Annotated in this window: 19 protein-coding genes and 1 other RNA gene; 13 read left to right on the top strand and 7 right to left on the bottom strand. The window is 34.9% G+C overall.

Annotation, left to right across the window (positions count from 1 at the left end):
- Positions 1-1,146, top strand: a complete 1,146-nt coding sequence (locus LBU54_RS03640; protein WP_224526051.1) for a cysteine desulfurase family protein — start codon at positions 1-3, stop codon at positions 1,144-1,146.
- Between the two features lie 38 nt (positions 1,147-1,184).
- On the opposite strand, the gene LBU54_RS03635 is transcribed toward LBU54_RS03640, so the two are convergent.
- A complete protein-coding gene (locus LBU54_RS03635; protein WP_224526049.1) occupies positions 1,185-3,650 on the bottom strand; it encodes a TonB-dependent receptor in 2,466 nt (821 codons plus the stop codon).
- Positions 3,651-3,659: 9 nt separating this feature from the next.
- Positions 3,660-5,348, bottom strand: coding sequence for a M23 family metallopeptidase (locus LBU54_RS03630; protein ID WP_224526045.1), 1,689 nt, complete (start codon positions 5,346-5,348; stop codon positions 3,660-3,662).
- A 179-nt stretch (positions 5,349-5,527) separates the two neighbouring features.
- On the opposite strand from LBU54_RS03630, the gene LBU54_RS03625 reads away from it, so the two are divergent.
- From LBU54_RS03625 to rny, 4 genes are all read left to right on the top strand, one after another.
- Positions 5,528-5,818 (top strand): hypothetical protein, encoded by a 291-nt coding sequence (locus LBU54_RS03625; protein ID WP_224526042.1) that lies wholly within the window; start codon positions 5,528-5,530, stop codon positions 5,816-5,818.
- 18 nt (positions 5,819-5,836) lie between these two features.
- Complete coding sequence (locus LBU54_RS03620) at positions 5,837-6,124, top strand: cell division protein ZapA (protein WP_224526039.1); 288 nt, start codon at positions 5,837-5,839, stop codon at positions 6,122-6,124.
- 59 nt (positions 6,125-6,183) lie between these two features.
- Positions 6,184-6,312, top strand: a non-coding RNA gene (gene ssrS, locus LBU54_RS03615) — 6S RNA.
- A 57-nt stretch (positions 6,313-6,369) separates the two neighbouring features.
- Entirely contained in the window at positions 6,370-7,947 is a 1,578-nt protein-coding gene (gene rny / locus LBU54_RS03610; protein WP_224526037.1) for a ribonuclease Y, read from the top strand.
- A gap of 53 nt (positions 7,948-8,000) precedes the next feature.
- Here the strand turns inward: rny and xerA are convergent, their stop codons facing one another.
- Together xerA and LBU54_RS03600 are read right to left on the bottom strand one after the other, a co-directional pair.
- Positions 8,001-8,909: a site-specific tyrosine recombinase/integron integrase gene (xerA, locus tag LBU54_RS03605; protein ID WP_224526032.1), complete on the bottom strand. Its 909-nt coding sequence runs from the start codon at positions 8,907-8,909 to the stop codon at positions 8,001-8,003.
- Between the two features lie 72 nt (positions 8,910-8,981).
- A complete protein-coding gene (locus LBU54_RS03600; RefSeq protein ID WP_224526029.1) occupies positions 8,982-9,356 on the bottom strand; it encodes a TM2 domain-containing protein in 375 nt (124 codons plus the stop codon).
- Between the two features lie 129 nt (positions 9,357-9,485).
- On the opposite strand from LBU54_RS03600, the gene LBU54_RS03595 reads away from it, so the two are divergent.
- The 5 genes from LBU54_RS03595 (at position 9,486) to LBU54_RS03575 (ending at position 12,855) form a co-directional block, all read left to right on the top strand.
- Complete coding sequence (locus LBU54_RS03595; protein WP_224526025.1) at positions 9,486-10,355, top strand: hypothetical protein; 870 nt, start codon at positions 9,486-9,488, stop codon at positions 10,353-10,355.
- Positions 10,356-10,486: 131 nt separating this feature from the next.
- Positions 10,487-11,110, top strand: coding sequence for a porin family protein (locus LBU54_RS03590; protein WP_224526023.1), 624 nt, complete (start codon positions 10,487-10,489; stop codon positions 11,108-11,110).
- Positions 11,111-11,280: 170 nt separating this feature from the next.
- On the top strand, positions 11,281-11,880 hold the full coding sequence (locus LBU54_RS03585) for a porin family protein (RefSeq protein ID WP_224526021.1): 600 nt from the start codon (positions 11,281-11,283) through the stop codon (positions 11,878-11,880).
- Positions 11,881-11,955: 75 nt separating this feature from the next.
- Entirely contained in the window at positions 11,956-12,375 is a 420-nt protein-coding gene (gene aroQ / locus LBU54_RS03580) for a type II 3-dehydroquinate dehydratase (protein WP_224526019.1), read from the top strand.
- A 3-nt stretch (positions 12,376-12,378) separates the two neighbouring features.
- Positions 12,379-12,855, top strand: a complete 477-nt coding sequence (locus LBU54_RS03575; RefSeq protein WP_224526016.1) for an outer membrane beta-barrel protein — start codon at positions 12,379-12,381, stop codon at positions 12,853-12,855.
- Between the two features lie 47 nt (positions 12,856-12,902).
- Here the strand turns inward: LBU54_RS03575 and lpdA are convergent, their stop codons facing one another.
- Genes lpdA through msrB form a run of 3 tightly spaced genes read right to left on the bottom strand, consistent with a single transcriptional unit; the run spans position 12,903 to position 15,374 of the window.
- The gene (gene lpdA, locus LBU54_RS03570; RefSeq protein WP_224526013.1) at positions 12,903-14,279 is read right to left on the bottom strand and encodes a dihydrolipoyl dehydrogenase; all 1,377 of its coding nucleotides are present in this window, start codon (positions 14,277-14,279) and stop codon (positions 12,903-12,905) included.
- A 56-nt stretch (positions 14,280-14,335) separates the two neighbouring features.
- Positions 14,336-14,887 carry a DinB family protein gene (locus LBU54_RS03565; RefSeq protein ID WP_224527057.1) on the bottom strand — a complete coding sequence of 184 codons (552 nt, stop codon included), beginning with the start codon at positions 14,885-14,887 and terminating at the stop codon, positions 14,336-14,338.
- Positions 14,880-15,374 (bottom strand): peptide-methionine (R)-S-oxide reductase MsrB, encoded by a 495-nt coding sequence (gene msrB, locus LBU54_RS03560; protein WP_224526010.1) that lies wholly within the window; start codon positions 15,372-15,374, stop codon positions 14,880-14,882. The genes LBU54_RS03565 and msrB overlap by 8 nt, the downstream gene beginning before the upstream one ends.
- 242 nt (positions 15,375-15,616) lie before the next feature.
- Between msrB and glgA the strand changes: the two genes are divergently transcribed.
- From glgA to LBU54_RS03545, 3 genes are all read left to right on the top strand, one after another.
- Positions 15,617-16,819, top strand: coding sequence for a glycogen synthase (glgA, locus tag LBU54_RS03555; protein ID WP_224526007.1), 1,203 nt, complete (start codon positions 15,617-15,619; stop codon positions 16,817-16,819).
- Positions 16,820-16,824: 5 nt separating this feature from the next.
- On the top strand, positions 16,825-18,093 hold the full coding sequence (locus LBU54_RS03550) for a glucose-1-phosphate adenylyltransferase (protein WP_224526005.1): 1,269 nt from the start codon (positions 16,825-16,827) through the stop codon (positions 18,091-18,093).
- A 126-nt stretch (positions 18,094-18,219) separates the two neighbouring features.
- Complete coding sequence (locus LBU54_RS03545; RefSeq protein ID WP_224526003.1) at positions 18,220-20,157, top strand: alpha-1,4-glucan--maltose-1-phosphate maltosyltransferase; 1,938 nt, start codon at positions 18,220-18,222, stop codon at positions 20,155-20,157.
- Positions 20,158-20,159: the final 2 nt, after the last annotated feature.

The raw sequence follows: 20,159 nt of genomic DNA, 5'->3' as shown, positions 1-20,159 counted from the left end.
ATGAAGTCCGTTTATTTAGATAACGCAGCAACAACAGCAGTAAGACCAGAAGTTATTGAGCGAATGACAAACGTTTTAAAAGAAAACTTTGGAAATCCTTCTTCAACACACAGTTTTGGTCGTTCATCAAAAGTACTTCTGGAGCAATGCAGAAAAAACATAGCCAGTTATTTTAATGCAAGTGCACAAGAAATAATATTTACCTCTGGAGGTACAGAGGCTGATAATCTTGCAATGAGAAGCGCCGTTAGGGATTTAGGAGTAAATGAAATCATTACATCTAGAATAGAGCATCATGCGGTATTGCATACAGCCGAACAGTTAAAAGATGAGTATGGAATAAAGATCAGTATTGTTGAAATTGATAGTATTGGTTTGGTTGACTATGCACATTTGGATACGTTGCTAAAAGCTAGCGATAAGGCACTTGTTAGTCTCATGCATATAAATAATGAAATTGGAACCATGCTTGATTTAGAAAAAGTGGCTACCCTATGTCAGTCTCATGGTGCACTTTTTCATACTGATACTGTGCAATCGATCGGTCATTTTAAACTCGATTTAGAAAAGCTCCCTATTGATTTTATGGCTGCAAGCGCACACAAATTTCATGGCCCTAAGGGCATTGGATTTTGCTTTGTTAGAAAGGAATCTGGTCTTAAGCCTATAATTTTTGGAGGGGAACAAGAGCGAGGTGTAAGAGCTGGCACAGAATCTGTTCATAACATTGTGGGTATGGATGAGGCACTTAAGATTGCATATGCGAATATTGATACCGAATCCAAGTACATTTTAGGTTTAAAATCCTATTTTATCAAAAAACTTAAAACTGAGGTTCCCGGTGTAACCTTTAATGGTGCATGTTTAGATTTTGACAAGAGTACTTATACACTTGTTAATGTGTGTTTGCCAATTGCACCAGAAAAAGCGCCAATATTACAATTTCAACTCGACTTAAAAGGAATAGCATGTTCTAAAGGAAGTGCATGCCAAAGCGGTAGTGGCAAGCAATCACATGTATTAACGGCAATTCTAAGTGATGAAGACCTAAAAAAACCGTCGGTTCGTTTTTCGTTTAGTGTTTATAACACTCGGGACGAATTAGATTATGTGATTGATATTCTGAAAGAGTTTGCGAAATCCTAACAACTATATTGTAATTGTATATTTAGGCTAAGAAAAATTTATAAACGTGCAGATAATCTTATATTAAATACTCTAGGTGTAAGGAAATTAGGGATGGCAAATTGACGCTTGCTATAAACATCTCTAACCCAAGTGTTGGTTATGGTGTTTTGGTTGTTAAACATGTTGTAAATCTCAAAACCAATAGACAACTGTCTGAACGCCTTTTTCCAGTTGTTTTTGTATCTGCGTTCAGGATTAACAAGTTCATAAGAAATTCCTAAGTCAGCTCTGCGATAATCTCTCAGTCTAATTTGAAAATCGTAAGGATCTGCGTAGCTTGGAGAACCACCAGGAACACCAGTATTATAAACGAGATTTAAATACATTTTTAAATCTGGCATATTTGGTACGTAATCTTGAAACAGTGCACCAAATTTTAATCTCTGATCTGTTGGTCTGGAAATAAAGCCACGATTGTCAATATTTTCTTCGGTTTTTAAATAGCCAAAGCTGAACCAAGATTCGGTACCAGGTACAAACTCACCATTTAGGCGCATATCCAATCCGTAGGCATAAGCTGTTGCATTATTCTTTGCCCTATATCGAATTCTTACATTTTCTATAGTGTAAGGATTAACATCAGATAATCCTTTGTAATATGCTTCTGTGACAAGTTTAAATGGCCTATCCCACATTTGAAAGCTATATTCATTGCCCAAAACGATATGAAATGATTTTTGCGCTTTAACATCAGGTTGAACAACTCCAGAGGAGTCGCGTAGTTCTCTGTAAAAAGGTGGTTGATAGTATAATCCTCCGGCAACTCTAAAAAGCATGTCTTTATCCCAATTAGGTTTTATTGCAAACTGGGCCCTTGGACTAAAGACAGTTTGAGAAGTTGTTTCTATACCTTCTCCACTTACATTCCAGTTGTGTGCTCTCAAACCAGCATTATAGAATACTTCATGTTCACCCCAAGTCGTACGCTTACTATATTGGGCAAATGCCTGTATCCTTTGAATTTTTACCCTGTTTAAAGCTCTTATGTTTTCAAAAGCAGTTAATGGGCCTGAGAATGGTTCGTAAGGCTGTAGGTTAGGCAAATTAAAATTGGGAGGTCTAATGGAAAAACCAGCAGAATCAATAACTTCATACTCCACTAAACGGTCTCTAATGTCTTCATCTGTATATTTAATGGACCATTCTACAGTGCTTTCCTCATCTACGCTATAGTCACCTCGATGCTCAATATTTACAATAAAAGCATCAAGTTCATTCCTTGCGTGTGTTAATTGCGTTCCTATACCTTCGCTAAACTCTACCTCACCTAAATCATCATCGCCAATATTAGTATTTACTTCTCCTAGTCTATATTGGGCGAAAATGTCAAAAAATTCTTGTTCTGTAGTGTGATAAGCAGAACCGATTAGTTTTAGCGTTAGATCTTCACTTGCAAAGTAATTGGCTTTAAAGGCTCCAAAATAGGTCTGGTATTCGTCGTTTTCTTGCCCGTCGTAAAAAACAAGTAAGGCTACTGGCTCTTCTAGTGTACCAAAATTGGTTTGGCGATTTTGGGGTTCAAAATTATACTTGTTAAGCGAAATATTTCCTAAAAAATTGAGGTGAAATTTGTCCGAAAAACGATAGGTTAAATAAGTCTGTGCATCTGCAAATACGGGCTCTACATTACCTTCTGTTTCAAGATTATTTAGGATCAAGCTATTGTCTCGGTATCTAACACCTGCAATACCAGAGAATTTCCCATCTTTAGAGACTGTTTCTCCTGAAATACTGCCACCTAATAAACTCAGATCAGAACGTAAGCCAAAATTTACGGGATTTCTATAGGTAATGTCGAGGACAGAAGAGAGCTTATCTCCATATTTAGATTGAAATCCACCTGCTGAGAAATCGACATTGGCAACCAAATCAGTATTCACGAAACTCAGTCCTTCCTGATTACCAGAACGGATGAGAAAGGGCCTGTATACTTCAATTTCATTTACGTAAACAAGGTTTTCGTCAAAATTGCCACCACGTACCGAATATTGTGTGCTTAACTCGTTTGAAATGTTTACGCCAGGTAGTGTCTTTAGTATATTTTCAACACCAGGTTGCGCACCTTTTATGGTTCTAATTACCTTGGGGGAGATTGTGGTTACACCGTCAACTTTTTGCCTCGTACTGCTTCTTAAAACAACAGTTGCAATTTGTTCAGCCTGTAATTTCATTACAGGGTTGAACTCTATTTCTTGACCGTTTTTTAAATTAAATTTCTGTACAACGCGTTCATGTGAAATATGGGAGTACTCAACTGTAATTTCTTGTCCAGAAGGTATTTTTAATTCGTAGAAACCGTTACTATTGGTTGCGGTGCCTTCTCCGGAACTTGCTTTAATATTTACTTCACTAATTGGGTTGTTGTTTTCATCTAATATAACACCTCTTATAGTTGAAGATTGGGCAAATGATAATAGCCCTAAAAAGCATGTTAAAAATGTTATTAAACAAGTGCGTTTCAATTAGATCAATTATTTCCTAAAAAAGGTTGCTTCAAATGTAGAACTATTTCCAACATTATCCGTAACTATTATTTTTAAATCATTTTTGGTGTCTTTTACCACATTGTCATTAAAGTCATGTACGAGGGAATTAGTCTTATAGTCATATTCCATGAGTATCCACTTGCCATTAACAGTTGCCCTATATTTACTAATACCAGATAGGTCATCATCTATTTTGACTTTTAGGTATCGGTATTTGCTCAACCACTTCTTGTCCTGAAAGTTTACTGGCACAATGGTTGGAGCAATAGTATCCATTGCTAATGTGTAGGTACCGAATATTTTACTGCCAGCACTTAATGTATTTCCTTTACGGGTGGTATACACATAACTTGGTTTTTTATAATAGCCATACAGTCTTGCGATAAAAAGTTTGTTTTGGTCTGCCTTTTTATAGTTGCTGATGTCGTAATTTATGTAAAAGTTCTTTTGAAGCGGTATTTTGTCTTCATGAAGCTTAAGCGTATCGGAACTAACGCTGAAATCTATCCAAACGTCTTCATAAACGGTGTTTTCGTAAAAATTAACAGTATAATTCCCAGCAGACAATGTGGTACTTTTATTGTTGTATATAAGTGTTTTCCCCTCTATTTCATTATTACTTACTTGATTGTTCAGTTGTTGTTTGCCCACAATAGGAATATTAATCCAAGTTTCATTTTGCTTGTAATCTCTAATTCTGATTTTATAAACTGATGAGGTGCTATCCTCAATTTTAACATAACCGTTATCGTAAGCATCTTTATACAGGCTCAAAGGATTATTTGGTTGAATAAATAACTTTTGAATTCTAGATTTTTTGGTTTTCCAATATTCATAATCAATCAACCTCTTTATGTGCTTGGTTTCACTAAAGCTAAAGCGCTTAAAATCAATTTCTAAGCTCTTATTGCCATTAAAGAATGTTTGTATATTGCTAACACCATTAGTATTTGGTGCTAAATCTTGCTTGTCATAAGTCGTTACCCCAAAACCAATGTTACCTAATGCAGTAATTTTTTCAACTTCATAATCGCCACTTTTTTTTGGGATTAAACGCAGAGGAACTCTTTCGTTTTTGCCATTTATTAGTGCATTTTCGTCTTTTGGATAAGCATAAGCACCTATTACAAACGGTGCTTTTGTGTCTTTAACGTCAATACCAAAAAGCATAGGATTCATTGGTCGCTCTTGGTTGTCCCTAATCTCAAAATGAAGGTGTGGCCCACCAGAGCCACCAGTATTACCTGAATAGGCAATTACTTCTTGAGCATCAATAGGGAGCTCTTCTGGCCCAGGAAAAACCTCTACTTCAAAACTCTCTTTCTGATATTGGCACATTTTTATGTACGCCTCCAATCGTTTAGAAAACTTCTGTAAATGACCGTAAACTGTAGTATAACCATTTGGATGTGTTATGTAAATGGCTTTGCCATAACCGTAATGTGAAATTTTAATTCTGCTTACATATCCACTGGCCGAGGCATAAACTTTAAGACCTTCTTTGCCTTGTGTTTTTATATCTAAACCACCATGAAAATGAGAGGAGCGCAATTCGGCAAAAGTACCAGAAAGTACAGGCGTTATGTCCAAAGGATTCTTAAAATAATCTTGAGGGTATTCTGATTGCGAATACAATGTCGTGCTCAAAAAAAAGAGAATCAGAAATTTTTTCATTGGGTTTTCAGTAGTGGCTAAAATATTAATTTGAGTAGGAATAGCAAAACCAAAAAACAGTAATATTTTTCCTAACGCAATTAAAATTCAATTGTTATCTCAATGAAAAATAATTGCAAAAGAATTGTGTTTTTTCGATAGGTATGTTAACTTTGTTTCTGTAGTATTGAATTACTTTAATGAGCAAAATTGAAGACATTGTTGATGCTTTAGAGAATAAAATCAGTAAGGTTTTGCACAAACAAGAGGTGTTAAAACAAACCAATGCAAAGCTAGCACAGAGACTTGAACAGCAACAACAAAAACTCTTGGAACAACAAGAGGAAATTGCTTCTTGGAACGAGAAATACGAAACGCTCAAAATGGCAAATTCAATGCTTGGTGGTGACGATAATAAACGAGAAACAAAGCTCAAAATAAATGCACTTATAAGAGATATTGACCATTGTATAAGTCAACTCTCCGAATAAAGTTGTAAATTAGACTAAATGTCAGATCAGTTAAAAATTAAACTTTCTATAGCAAATAGGGTTTATCCATTGACTATAAATCCAAAACAAGAAGAAGGTTTGCGAAAAGCCTCGAAGAAGATAGAGGCAATGATAGGGCAATTTGAGCAAAATTACTCTGTGAGAGATAAGCAAGACGTATTGGCAATGTGTGCTTTACAATTTGCTGCTCAAGTAGAGCAAAAGTCGATAGATAAAGAATATGTAAACGAAGAAGTTCAACAAAAGCTAGAAGCTTTGAATGAACTTTTAAATGAGCATATCTGACTCGTACGTTCTTTAAAATAAAAAAGGTTACTGCCTACATTAGTTATATTTTTTGATAAACTCAACGTTAATTCTTTAAAAAGGGTGAGTTTAAGTTGTAAAATCGTGCTGTTAGTGCTAAACGTGTTTGGTATCTTGGACAGATTTTTGATCAGCTTGTTAGCCCTAAACTTGTTTTTAAGGAGTTTATACAAAATCCAAAACTGATGTAGGCTTTTTTTATATACTTAAACTAAACAATTAACATGGACACTAACACAATCATATATATTGTTGGAGGCGTTATATTAGGATTTATTTTAGGCCTAATAATAACAAAATCCCTCGGAAAGGGAAAAGCTTCCAAAATTATAAAGGATGCAGAAAATGAATCTAAATCCATAATTAAAAAAGCACAATCCGACGCAGAGACACTAAAAAAAGACAAAATACTCCAAGCGAAGGAGAAATTTATTGAGTTAAGGGCAGAACATGAAAAAGTAATTTTGTCTCGAGACAAAAAAATGGCTGAGGCAGAAAAGCGCATTAGAGACAAAGAATCTCAGATTTCAAACGAATTGTCAAAGGCTAAAAAATCCAACCAATCATTAGAGAGCAAAATAAAAGACTACGATTTTAGAATGGAGTTTTTGGAGAAGAAAAAAGTAGAATTAGAAAAAGCTCATAAAAGCCAAATTAAGCAGTTAGAAGTAATTTCCCAGCTCTCCGCAGAGGAGGCTAAGGAACAATTGGTAGAGTCTTTAAAAGAAGAAGCTAAGACAGATGCAATGGTTTATATCCAAGATAGGTTGGAAGAAGCTAAATTAACTGCACAACAGGAAGCCAAGAAAATAATCATTAATACCATTCAGCGCATTGGTACTGAGGAAGCGATAGACAATTGCGTTTCTGTATTTAATATTGAATCTGATGACGTTAAAGGCAGAATTATAGGTCGCGAGGGAAGAAACATTAGAGCGATAGAATCAGCAACAGGAGTAGAAATTATAGTAGACGATACCCCTGAAGCTATAATTTTGTCATGCTTTGATTCTGTAAGACGTGAAATTGCCAGGCTATCCCTTCATAAGCTTGTGACTGATGGTAGAATACATCCTGCTAGAATAGAGGAGGTGGTAAAAAAGACCCAAAAGCAAATAGAGCAGGAAATTATAGAAGTTGGTAAGCGTACTGTAATTGATTTGGGCATTCATGGCCTTCATCCAGAATTGATAAAAATGGTAGGTAGAATGAAGTATCGTTCGTCTTATGGTCAAAATTTATTACAGCATTCCCGTGAAGTAGCAAAATTGTGCGGTGTTATGGCTGCAGAATTAGGCCTGAACCCAAAACTGGCCAAAAGAGCAGGATTGTTGCACGATATTGGTAAAGTACCGTCATCTGAGGCAGATATTGAAACGCCCCATGCAATACTGGGTATGCAATGGGCTGAGAAATATGGTGAGAATAAGGAAGTGTGCAATGCAATTGGTGCCCACCACGACGAGATTGAAATGACAACACTATTGTCACCTATCATCCAAGTTTGTGATGCTATTTCTGGAGCAAGACCAGGTGCAAGACGTCAAGTATTAGATTCTTATATTCAAAGATTAAAAGACCTCGAAGATGTTGCATTTGGGTTTACAGGTGTTAAGAAAGCCTATGCCATACAAGCCGGTAGAGAACTTAGGGTCATTGTAGAAAGCGAAAAGGTTTCGGATGATCAAGCGTCAAGCTTATCGTTTGAGATTTCACAAAAAATACAAACGGACATGACTTATCCTGGGCAAGTAAAAGTTACGGTTATACGAGAAACAAGAGCAGTAAATATTGCCAAATAAAAACTGTAAATTTTTCAATAATTACAGGGCGTTCATTATAATGAACGCTCTTTTTATTTTCTAGGATGGTATTTATTGAGTACCTCGCTTAGATGCGATCTGTCTACGTGCATGTATATCTCTGTAGTGGTAATACTTTCGTGACCTAACATCATTTGTATTGCTCTTAAGTCAGCACCATTCTCTAATAAATGGGTGGCAAAGGAATGTCTGAAGGTATGAGGTGATACATTCTTTTTTAATCCTGATTTTTCAACCAATTTTTTAATAATTGTAAAAACCATGGCACGTGTTAATTTCTTACCCTTGTAGTTTAAAAATAGAATGTCCTTTGAGTTTGGTTGAACGGCGATATGGTTTCTTATGCTTTTCCATATCATAATGTAATTCTGAGTGGTTTTACCAATAGGAACAAAGCGTTGTTTGTCACCCTTACCTGTGACCTTAATAAAACCTTCATCAAAAAATAAATCAGATAGCTTAAGGTTGATTAACTCGCTTACACGCAAACCACAACTATAGAGTGTTTCTAATATAGCACGATTGCGTTCACCCAAATTTATACCTTGGTATTGGTAGCTCAAATCAATCGTGCTTATGAGGAGGTCAATATCCTCAACAGAAAGCGTATCGGGAAGTTTACGCCCAATTTTAGGAGACTCTATTAAATCAAGAGGGTTTGTGGTCCGGTAATTTTCAAAAATCAAATAATCGAAAAAATTGCGAAGACCTGAGATAAGACGTGCCTGAGATCTTGGGTTTAAAGACTTTGAAATGTGGTAGATAAATTCCTTAACTAAAGTGTCATCTATTGAAATTGGGCTTTCTGAGATTGTGTTTTCTACAAGATAATTTATGAGTTTTTTTATATCGTAACTATAGTTTTCAATAGAATTACTTGATAAACCACGCTCAATTTTAAGATAGTGTTGATAGTCTTTAAGGGCGTTATACCATTTCATTTATTAAAAATAAAAAAAACACTTTACGTTATGGGTAAAGTGCTTTTAATAATTCATTAAAAGAATTAATTTCTAAAAGAATTTGTTTTTGAAATTTGCATTAGGATAGTTCTCTGTAAAAATATCTATTAAATCAATAATTGCCCAGATACCAATACCACCTAATGTTAGAATAAATAAAATATTCCATCCCACAGGACTTTTAAGGTACCATCTGTGTGCGGCCAAACCTCCTAAAAAGAACCACAAAATCAATGCAATACCTTGACTTTGTTGTGCGGCTCTTGCTAGTGGTGTAGTTAACTCAACAGTCTCAGTCAATTCAGAGTCTGTCACAGTTTGTTCTGTTGTTGCAGGCACAGTCGTACGTTGTACAGGAAAAGAAGCGTAAGCCGAACTAATTGAAAGCATTAACGCTAATGCTGATAAGAATAGTTTAATTTTCATAAAAAAATGGTTTAAGTTTGTTGAAATTTATAAAAAATTTCTGACTTATATCGTCTATCTTAAAATCTATCATTTATTTTTTTGATTTTTGCCACAATTAATTTCTCATAACTATAAATATCAAAGCCCATGATAAAAACTTTTTTAACGAGTATTTTTTTTGTGTTTTTACTTTTTTCCTATGGACAACAGACAAATAAATTTTTGGGTTTTATAAAAATTCAGGATACACTTGTAATAACATATAAGTTGGAATTTTCTGAAAACGAGGGAAAAATTTCTGGATATAGTTTAACCGATTTTGGTGGTGAACATGAAACAAAATCTAAAATAGAAGGAACTTATGATCATAATAAAAATATGTTGGCCTTTAAGGAGTCGGAATTAATTTATACAAAATCTACATTTTCCGAAGCGGATTTCTGTAATGTACATTTAGAACCAACAAAATTCAAAATTGGAGGGAACAAATTAATGGGTTCTTTTAAAGGGTTGTTTAATGATGGTACCGAATGTATAAGTGGCGAGATCGCTATGAATTCAATAGAGCGCATTGATAAAAGAGTCACTAAATTTACAAAGCGATTGGAAAAATCAAATCGTGTACCAGATAGTATAAAGCAAAAATTAAAAAACACTAAGCTTCTAGATACGATTAATTTAAATGTTCTAAAGAAAAATGAAACTACCTCAGTACTAACAAAGGCAAATAAGGTGAAATTTTTTGTTTACGATGGAGGACAAATAGATGACGATGTAATAACAATTAAAAAGAACGGCAAAACTATTTTATCTAATTACCGTATAAGTGCCGATAAAAAAATACTTGAAGTTGATATGGATGCGAAGCAGGTACAACTCACCATTCACTCAATATCAGAAGGATCTATTGGATCTAACACTGCCATTATAGAAATCATTGATGGGGTTAATACTATAAAAACCATGACCAACTTAAAAAAGGGCGACATAACCCGTATTGATCTTATTAAAAAATAGAGTTTTTGTATTTCCTAAACTACTCATTCTAATATACTTACATAATTCAAAAAATATCGATGTTATCTTATGTTTTAATCTATTAAGAAAAGGATTACATTAGCGCCCTAAATAAAAAAATCACATTATTTATGAAGAAAGTAATTTTTACAGTCGTACTTATTGTATTAAGCTTAACTCTAAATGCTCAAAATGATAAAGGCGATTTTCAACTGGGAGCAAATGTGGGGCTTAGTATGGTTTCTGTATCAGAAATTACAGGCCAAAATGGAACAGATCCAAGATTTACAGCTAACGTAGCATTATCAGGTGAATATTTTTTGTCCGAAATGTGGGGAATAAAAACAAAATTAATCTACGACAATAAAGGTTGGGCAGACGGTTTTATTTTTAATGAAGATACTAACGTAAATACTACCACCGATTTTAAGCTTAGTTATCTCACAATACCTGTTATGGCAAATATTCATTTTGGAAGTAATTATAACTGGTATGTTAATTTTGGACCCTATGTTGGTCTGTTACTAAATGTAGAAGATACTGCTCTTGGAATGGATTTAACTGATTCCTTCAAAAGCACTGATTTTGGTTTAGCCTATGGTGCTGGATATCAGTTTGTTGCTGGTGAAACCGTAAAATTATTCATTGAACTTGAGTTTCAAACAGGATTTATAGATGTTTTTGAAATCAATGAAGGCAATGCAATCACAAATTCTCGAGTAAGCTTTAATTTTGGTGCACTATTCAATTTATAATTATAAAAAATAACAAAAAGAGAAACCGAAGCACAAAAGCTTCGGTTTTTTTATGGTCTATTGGTATTCACTCATGTTTATCTAGTAAACTGATTGTAATCATTTTACATACTCTAACCGTATAATACATTTACCAATCTAAAATGTAATTAATCAATAAACTATATATCATGAGAAAATTATTAGTATGTGGTTTGGTGGCTATTTTTAGTCTTACGTTTTTAAATGCACAAGATGAGAATACCACTATGCCAATTAGTTTTGGAGTAAAAACTGGCGTTAACTTTTCTGACATTGCAGGTGACGATGTAGAAAGTTATAATGGTAGAACTGCATTCCATTTTGGAGGCGTAGTTGAGATACCAATATGCGAATCATTTTCTTTACAGCCAGAATTAATCTATTCGGCACAGGGTTCAGATTACGAGGATCCAGGTGAATCTGGTACCGCAAAAGTGGATTATCTTAATTTACCCGTTATTGCAAAATATTATCCTATAGAAGGATTTAGTATTGAAGCTGGACCTCAGTTAGGCTATTTATTATCAGCTAAGTTTGATGTAGATGGTGAAGAATTTGATTTTAAAGATGATTTGAAGTCCATTGACTTTGGCGTAAATTTCGGTCTTGGATATAAACTTGAAAACGGATTAAACTTTTCTGCACGCTATAACCTTGGTATAACTAATGCCAATGATTCTGACGAACTAGACGGTGGTGCAGAATACAGAAATTCAGTAATTCAAGTTGGTGTAGGATTCTTCTTTTAATTAGATTAGTAAGTTTTAAAACCGAAGCTTAGTTGCTTCGGTTTTTTTATGCTCTTATTTTAATATATTTACTTTATGAAGCGACTCATTATAATTAATGGCCCAAATTTAAATCTACTCGGCAAACGTGAACCTGACATTTACGGTAAGAAAACTTTTGATGATTATTTAAAAGAATTGAAATCTAAATTCAATACTCTTAATATAGAATACTATCAATCCAATATTGAAGGCGAGCTCATTGATAAACTTCAGGAAGTTGGTTTTAGTTGTGACGGAATTATTTTAAATGCAGGCGCCTACACGCATACCTCCGTTGGCATTGGGGATGCTGTGAGTGCTATTGAAACGCCAGTGGTAGAGGTTCATATTTCAAATACGTTTTCGAGGGAAGAATTTAGGCACAAGTCCTATATCTCACCTAATGCGAAGGGTGTGATTATTGGTTTTGGACTATGCAGTTATGATTTGGCAATTGAAAGCTTTAAACTTTAGGACATGAAGAATTGCTCGCTTATTGTTTTTGCTTTATTTGTTGCTCTTCAGTCTGCATATTCTCAAGTAGACTTCGGCGTTAAGGGAGGCGTTAATATTACCTTTTTTAAAATAACTGAAGGCGATTTTGGTACAAATCCAGACACAGAAACAGGATTCTACGGTGGTTTTTTTGCAGATTTTAATATCGATGAAGGCTTTCATATTCAGCCAGAAGTTCTTTATAAAGGTGTTGGTGAATTAGAATTTATTAATGCACCGATTTATCTTAAATATGATATTAGCCGAGACTTTCATATTTTAATAGGTCCAAGTTTAAATTACTTCTTTGATTTATTTACCAACAAATTTAAGGTCAGGGCAGATGTAAGTTTAGATTACGACCTTGGAACGCGACTGAGCTTACACATGAAATACACACTAGGTTTTGAAGAGCTCTCACCTAATATACTTTTCCTAGGATTAGGATATAGACTATAAAAAAAGCGATTCAATTTGAATCGCTTTTTCATTTGTTTTATGTTTTCTTATAAATGGATAACTTCATCGTAAGCATCAGCAACAGCCTCCATTACAGCTTCACTCATAGTTGGGTGAGGGTGAACTGCTTTTAGAACTTCGTGTCCTGTAGTTTCTAGTTTGCGCCCTAGTACTGCTTCAGCAATCATATCTGTTACTCCAGCACCAATCATGTGGCATCCCAGCCACTCACCATATTTGGCATCAAAAATTACCTTCACAAAACCTTCTTTAGTACCACCTGCACTTGCCTTACCAGAAGCCGAAAATGGAAATTTACCAACTTTTATTTCATAGCCTTGCTCTTTAGCTTGGGCTTCGGTCAAACCGACACTTGCCACCTCAGGAGAACAATATGTGCATCCAGGTACGTTTCCGTAATCTAATGCTTCTACATGATGTCCCGCTATTTTCTCTACGCACAAAATTCCTTCTGCAGAAGCAACGTGCGCCAATGCTTGTCCAGGTGTTACATCACCAATCGCATAATAGCCTGGGATGTTAGTTTGATAATAGTCATTTACCATTATTTTATCTCTATCTACGGCAATGCCAACATCTTCTAATCCGATATTTTCAATATTAGATTTTATTCCAACAGCAGAAAGGACAATATCTGCCTCTAGAATTTCTTCTCCTTTCTTGGTTTTCACAGTAGCTTTAACTCCTTTACCAGAAGTATCAACGGCTGTAACTTCTGCAGATGTCATAATATTAATACCAGATTTTTTGAAACTACGTTCTAGTTGCTTTGATATTTCATCATCTTCAACTGGAACGATCTTTGGCATATATTCTACTATAGTTACTTCCGTACCCATTGAATTGTAGAAATAGGCAAATTCAACTCCAATTGCGCCAGAACCAACAACTATCATTTTTTTAGGTTGCTTATCTAAGGTCATAGCTTTACGATAGCCAATAACTTTTTTTCCGTCTTGTGGTAAGCTTGGTAGTTCGCGAGATCGTGCACCTGTTGCAATAATTATGTGATCTGCTGTATATTCTTTACCATCAACCTCAACTTTCTTTCCTGGCTTTAATTTTCCAAAGCCTTCAATGACATCAATTTTATTCTTCTTCATTAAGAATTTAACACCACTACTCATACCATCGGCTACACTACGACTTCGTTTTACTACAGCATCAAAATCGTGCTTAGCATCTTTTACAGTGAGCCCATAATCCTCTGCATGTTTTAGATATTCAAAAACTTGAGCAGATTTTAACAGCGCTTTTGTTGGAATACAGCCCCAATTTAAACAGACACCACCAAGACTTTCTTTCTCTACTACAGCTGTTTTAAACCCTAGCTGAGAAGCTCTTATTGCTGTTACGTAGCCTCCCGGACCACTTCCTAAAACTATAATATCGTATTTACTCATGCGTAATTTTTTTGTTGAAATTTGAGTGTACGAATTTACGAAACCTAAATGTAATATTAAAGGTCTTCAGTAAAATGTCTTCTGCTTTTGCCCTTTGCAAATTTCTCCTTGTTGTAAACTTTTGATTGGCCTTTAGGAACGGATAATGATTTCCATTCTTTCCCAAGAATAAGCTTCCCTATAAAAACAATTTGTCCTACGTGATATGCGTAATGCATCATTTGTCGGTTGATGGCTTCTGTAACCGTATGGCCTTGATTTCTTATGTAAATTATGCGTTCTAAATCTTTATTTGTCAAAGATTTAAGTGTATTGAAAAGACAACCCCAACCTTTGTTCCAAGCATCAATTAACTCTTCCTTGCTTAAGTATGTGCCAATAAATTCTTCATCTCTTTCCCTCCATTTCTTCTCACCGTCTTCAGTCATAAAATTTGTCCAACGACTTAGCATATTTCCAGCCATATGTTTTACGATGATTGAAATTGAGTTTCCGTCTTGGGCAAATTCTTTGTTGAGCTCATCAAAAGACAATCTTTCAATAGTATTGTCTCCTAAACTCTTATAGTATTCAAATTGCTTTAATACACTATTGAGATAGCTAGTCATTTTTGTCATTGGAAGCTATAAATTTTAAGGCCACACCATTTATACAATGACGTTTTCCGGTAGTTTCTCTAGGCCCATCGTTAAACACATGACCCAAATGTCCACCGCAAGTTGCGCAATGTTCCTCCGTACGTGCATAACCAATATTATAATCAGTTGAATAAGCAACATTGCCTTTTATTTCTCTATCAAAACTTGGCCAACCGGATCCAGAATCAAATTTATGCTCGCTTTTAAATAAAGGAGTGTTGCAAGCAGCGCAATGGTAAATACCTTTTTCGTAGTTTTTGTTGAGTGGACTGGAAAAGGCTCTTTCTGTCCCTGCTTCGCGTAAGACATAGTACTGCGTCTTTGTTAGTTCTTGCTTCCATTCCGAATCAGTTTTAGTCACAGGATACGATTCTTTTTCTTTTGATTTGGTTTTTTGTGCAGATCCATTACAGCTAAAGAGAACTCCAACAATTGTAAAAATTAAAATCTTTTTCATTATTTGTTTTTTTTGTTTTTTCAAGGCTTCAAATAATTCTAGCTACCTATTCTAGAATACTTAAGCGTTATAAAATTACGAATTTTAAGATTGTTAATCAGTCGATTATCATCGCGATTTATTACAGCTAATTCTAAGTTTATTTTTTTGTTAACTATTTTGAATTTAGACTTTAAAAAACCATTTTATTTCGTTACTTTACAGTGAGTCTTACAGGCTACAGCCAGTCTTATTTTTACACTATGAAAGTATTATTTCTTACAAGAGAATTCCCACCATATGTTTATGGTGGAGCAGGAGTACATGTTGAATATCTTGCCAAAGAATTATCTGAACTAATGCAAGTAGATGTTAGGGCTTTTGGCGATCAAAATGTTACCAATACTAATCTTAGCATAAAAGGTTATCCTTTTGAAGATGGCCAGTTTAAAAATAGTGAAGAAAAGTTAAAATCAGTATTTAAAACATTAAATACAGGCTTGCATATGAGTGCAGAGCCAGTAGATGCTAATGTTGTGCATTGCCATACATGGTATTCACACTTTGCAGGGATTATGGCCAAATTATGCTATGGCATACCTTTGGTTGTAACAACCCATTCTTTAGAACCATTGCGACCATGGAAAAGGGAGCAATTGGGCAGAGGATATGATGCATCATCTTGGATTGAAAAAACAGCAATTGAGATGGCAGATTGCCTAATTGCGGTATCTGAAGAAACAAAAGAAGATGTTATTAAATATTTCAACGTTGATCCTAAAAAGATAGAGGTTGTTTACAATGGTATTGATTTGAAGGAATATGTTGTTATTGAGGATGCAAATGTATTAGACACCTATGGAATAGATAAGAACAAACCTTATGTATTGTTTGTTGGAAGAATAACACGACAAAAGGGAATTGTACATCTGGTAAATGCTATAAAATACATCGACCAAGAGACGCAAATTGTACTTTGTGCCGGTGCACCAGACACGAAGGAAATCGCCAAAGAAATGGAGGATGCTGTCGCAGAGGCCTCTAAATCGAGAAATAATATATTTTGGATCGATAAAATGTTGGACAAGAAAGATGTCATTCAGTTATATTCTCATGCAGATGTATTTTGTTGTCCTTCTATTTATGAACCATTTGGCATAATTAACATTGAAGCTATGGCGTGTGAAACAGCTGTAGTAGCAAGTGCTGTGGGTGGCATAAAAGAAGTAGTGGTTGAGGGCGAAACGGGTTTACTAATCAACTTGGAACAACAGAATGTTGCACCGTTTGAACCGGTTGATCCGGACAAATTCTCTCGTGATTTGGCAGATGGAATTAATAAGTTAATCAAAGACGATGTTCTAAGGAAAAATATGGCAAAAAAGGGTAGACAGCGCGTTGAAACATTTTTTGACTGGAAAGCTATAGCCAAGCAAACAAAATCAATATATCAATCATTAATTTAATTTAAATGGTAAACGATAAAGTCTTAAGTATTATTTTAGGGGGTGGTCAAGGATCACGTCTTTATCCACTCACTGAAAGTAGATCTAAACCAGCAGTACCAATTGCTGGTAAATACAGATTAGTAGATATTCCAATATCTAACTGCATAAACTCTAGTATTAAGCGTATGTATGTGCTAACGCAGTTTAATTCTGCTTCGTTAAATCGACATATAAAAAATACTTACCATTTTAGCTTTTTCAGCTCAGCTTTTGTAGATGTGTTGGCGGCAGAACAAACTATTGCTAGCGACAAATGGTTTCAAGGTACAGCAGATGCCGTTAGACAAAGTCTACACCACTTTTTAAGACACGAATTTGAATATGCACTTATTCTTTCTGGTGATCAACTTTATCAAATGGATTTTAATGAAATGCTTGAAGCTCATGTTTCAAGTGGCGCTGAGATTTCTATTGCTACGCAACCTGTTAACGCAAAAGAAGCAACATCCTTTGGCATTCTAAAAACCAATGAAGATAATTTCATTTCGTCCTTTATAGAAAAACCAGATGCTTCTTTATTACCAGATTGGACATCTCCAGTTAGTGACGAAATGAAGAACGCAGGTAGAAATTATTTGGCATCTATGGGTATATACATTTTCAATAAAGATTTGCTTGTAAGTCTTTTAAAGGATCCAAATACCGTAGATTTTGGGCGGGAAATAATACCAGAAGCCATTAAAAATCACAAAACTTTAAGTTACCAATTTGAAGGTTATTGGACAGATATAGGAAATATTGATAGCTTTTTTGACGCAAATCTTGGTTTAACAGACGAAATACCAAAGTTTAATTTGTACGATAACGAAAAACGAATTTATACCAATGCCAGAATTCTACCAACCTCAAAAATATCAGGTACTTTATTGGATAGAACGGTAATTTCAGAAGGATCTATTATCCACGCAGCAAAAATTGAGCGTTCGGTAATTGGAATTCGCTCCAGGATCGGCGCAGAGTCAACAGTTATTAATTGCTATATGATGGGAAGCGATCGATATGAATCCTTAAAAGAAGTAGAGGCTAAAAAAATCAAAATATACATGGGCATTGGAGAGCGTTGTTTTATAAAGAATGCCATTTTAGATAAAAATTGTAGAATTGGTGACGATGTGCGTATTAATGGAGGTAAACAACTGGCAGATATTGAGACAGACAGTTATTTAGTCAAAGACGGTATAGTTGTAGTCAAGAAGAATGCCGTTATACCATCAGGAACAATTATTCAGTAAAATCCTCAAATAAAATTGGAAGAGTTATTCAATTCAAACGATATAGTTTAATTATCCCAATGTTATCTTTTTATTTGTCGTTAGAGTATTTTACTTTCGCCATATAATCAACAATCAATCAACAGTATGCAAAACCAAAAGCGCGTAGTCATTGATGCAGTTAGTCCTCAGATTAATTGTGGTGAATTTTTTATAAAACGAGTTGTAAACGAATTAGTAAATGTAGGTGCACATGTCCTCGTAGATGGCCATGATGTAATTGCAGCTTCAGTATTATTTAAGCACGAAAAAGAACGTAAATGGAGTGAGATAAGAATGCATCATGTAATGAATGATGAATGGGAGGCTTCATTTAGTGTTCGTAAGCAAGGTTTTTATGCATACAAAGTGCAAGGCTGGGTAGATCATCCACTTAATTGGCAACATGGTATTGAACGAAAAATAGATGATAACCAACATGTAAAATCAGAATTGTTGGAAGGGGTTACTTATTTAAAACCTTTATTGACAAAAGTTACAAAAGAAGAAAAGGACTATTTAATTTATTGTATTGATTGCTTTAACGATGAAGCAAAATATAATGACGCCATACAAGAAGCCAGATCGCAGAGTTTGCATGACATTTTTGTGAAATATCCAGAAAAATATGACGCAAATGAGTCTAGAGAACTTCAAATTTATGTAGACAGAAAGAAAGCTTTATTTAGCACTTGGTACGAGTTCTTCCCTAGATCTTCATCCGAGAAAGAAGGAGAACATGGCACCTTCAAGGATTGTGAGCGATTGTTGCCGCGAATTGCGCAAATGGGATTTGATACACTTTATTTTCCGCCAATCCATCCAATTGGAGAGGTAAATAGAAAAGGTAGAAATAATACGACTGATGCGAAAGAAGGCGATGTTGGATCGGCTTGGGGAATCGGATCAAAGCATGGTGGCCATAAAGATATTCATCCACAGTTAGGAACTGTCGAAGACTTTAAAGCATTAGTTAAAAAGGCCAAAGATCATAACATCGAAGTAGCTATGGACTATGCACTTCAAGCAGCACCAGACCATCCTTGGGTTAAGGAACATCCAGACTGGTTTAAATGGAGACCAGACGGAACAGTGCAATATGCCGAGAATCCACCTAAAAAATATCAGGACATTTTACCAATCTATTGGGAAGGTAATAATTATAAAAACCTTTGGAAAGAATGCTTGGATATATTGCTGTATTGGATTGATTGTGGTGTAAACATATTTAGAGTTGACAATCCTCATACAAAACCTTATTATTTTTGGAATTGGGTCATAGCAGAAGTAAAAAAGAAGCATCCAGATGTAATATTCCTGGCGGAAGCCTTTACAAAACCAAAGGTAATGCAGCAACTGGCAAAACAAGGATATACGCAATCTTATACCTATTTTACCTGGAGAAACTCTAAGCATGAGTTAATGGAGTATGTTTCTGAATTGACTCAAACAGATCAACGAGAATACATGCGTCCTAATTTTTGGCCAAATACGCCAGATATTAACCCGTATCATTTACAAGGAGCTAATGAGTCTAAATATATTCAGCGATATGTTCTTGCAGCTACCTTAAGTTCTAATATCGGGATATATGGCCCTGTATTTGAGCAACAATTAGATGAGGCTATTCCTGGAAGAGAGGAATACTACATGTCTGAGAAGTTTGAAGTTAAACACTATAACTGGAACGTACAAAATAAATTAACTGCTATAATTGCGAAAGTAAACGCAATTAGGCACCAACACGAAGCACTGCAACAAACAAATAACATTAAGTTCTGTCACATTGAAAATGACAATTTAATGGCTTATTACAAATGGAATGATGACAAAACAGATGAACTTCTCATAATAGTTAGTTTAGAACAATATTATGCACAACAAGGCACGGTACAATTACCATTGGCCGATCTTGGTGTGCATGCTGGTCATCAAATAACAGTAAATGATTTAGTTACAGGAAGTAGCTATAATTGGTACAACGAATGGAATTTCGTTGAGTTGCATCCAACCCTACCATTTCATATATTTAAAATAAATAAGTAAAA

This window comes from Winogradskyella alexanderae (genome assembly GCF_020166335.1).
Taxonomy (GTDB): domain Bacteria; phylum Bacteroidota; class Bacteroidia; order Flavobacteriales; family Flavobacteriaceae; genus Winogradskyella; species Winogradskyella alexanderae.
The sequence above is the reverse complement of the archived record's forward strand: the minus strand, read 5'-3'. Positions and strand labels throughout refer to the sequence as shown.

What these genes read in the sequence shown, in the direction of transcription:
- LBU54_RS03585 (WP_224526021.1), top strand. Translation starts at nt 11,281, where the DNA reads ATGAGAAAATTATTAGTATGTGGTTTGGTGGCTATTTTTAGTCTTACG.
- LBU54_RS03620 (WP_224526039.1), top strand. Translation starts at nt 5,837, where the DNA reads ATGTCAGATCAGTTAAAAATTAAACTTTCTATAGCAAATAGGGTTTAT.
- xerA (WP_224526032.1), bottom strand. Translation starts at nt 8,909, where the DNA reads ATGAAATGGTATAACGCCCTTAAAGACTATCAACACTATCTTAAAATT.
- LBU54_RS03630 (WP_224526045.1), bottom strand. Translation starts at nt 5,348, where the DNA reads ATGAAAAAATTTCTGATTCTCTTTTTTTTGAGCACGACATTGTATTCG.
- LBU54_RS03600 (WP_224526029.1), bottom strand. Translation starts at nt 9,356, where the DNA reads ATGAAAATTAAACTATTCTTATCAGCATTAGCGTTAATGCTTTCAATT.
- lpdA (WP_224526013.1), bottom strand. Translation starts at nt 14,279, where the DNA reads ATGAGTAAATACGATATTATAGTTTTAGGAAGTGGTCCGGGAGGCTAC.
- msrB (WP_224526010.1), bottom strand. Translation starts at nt 15,374, where the DNA reads ATGAAAAAGATTTTAATTTTTACAATTGTTGGAGTTCTCTTTAGCTGT.
- LBU54_RS03565 (WP_224527057.1), bottom strand. Translation starts at nt 14,887, where the DNA reads ATGACTAGCTATCTCAATAGTGTATTAAAGCAATTTGAATACTATAAG.
- LBU54_RS03590 (WP_224526023.1), top strand. Translation starts at nt 10,487, where the DNA reads ATGAAGAAAGTAATTTTTACAGTCGTACTTATTGTATTAAGCTTAACT.
- LBU54_RS03595 (WP_224526025.1), top strand. Translation starts at nt 9,486, where the DNA reads ATGATAAAAACTTTTTTAACGAGTATTTTTTTTGTGTTTTTACTTTTT.
- LBU54_RS03550 (WP_224526005.1), top strand. Translation starts at nt 16,825, where the DNA reads ATGGTAAACGATAAAGTCTTAAGTATTATTTTAGGGGGTGGTCAAGGA.
- LBU54_RS03545 (WP_224526003.1), top strand. Translation starts at nt 18,220, where the DNA reads ATGCAAAACCAAAAGCGCGTAGTCATTGATGCAGTTAGTCCTCAGATT.
- LBU54_RS03625 (WP_224526042.1), top strand. Translation starts at nt 5,528, where the DNA reads ATGAGCAAAATTGAAGACATTGTTGATGCTTTAGAGAATAAAATCAGT.
- rny (WP_224526037.1), top strand. Translation starts at nt 6,370, where the DNA reads ATGGACACTAACACAATCATATATATTGTTGGAGGCGTTATATTAGGA.
- glgA (WP_224526007.1), top strand. Translation starts at nt 15,617, where the DNA reads ATGAAAGTATTATTTCTTACAAGAGAATTCCCACCATATGTTTATGGT.
- LBU54_RS03575 (WP_224526016.1), top strand. Translation starts at nt 12,379, where the DNA reads ATGAAGAATTGCTCGCTTATTGTTTTTGCTTTATTTGTTGCTCTTCAG.
- aroQ (WP_224526019.1), top strand. Translation starts at nt 11,956, where the DNA reads ATGAAGCGACTCATTATAATTAATGGCCCAAATTTAAATCTACTCGGC.
- LBU54_RS03640 (WP_224526051.1), top strand. Translation starts at nt 1, where the DNA reads ATGAAGTCCGTTTATTTAGATAACGCAGCAACAACAGCAGTAAGACCA.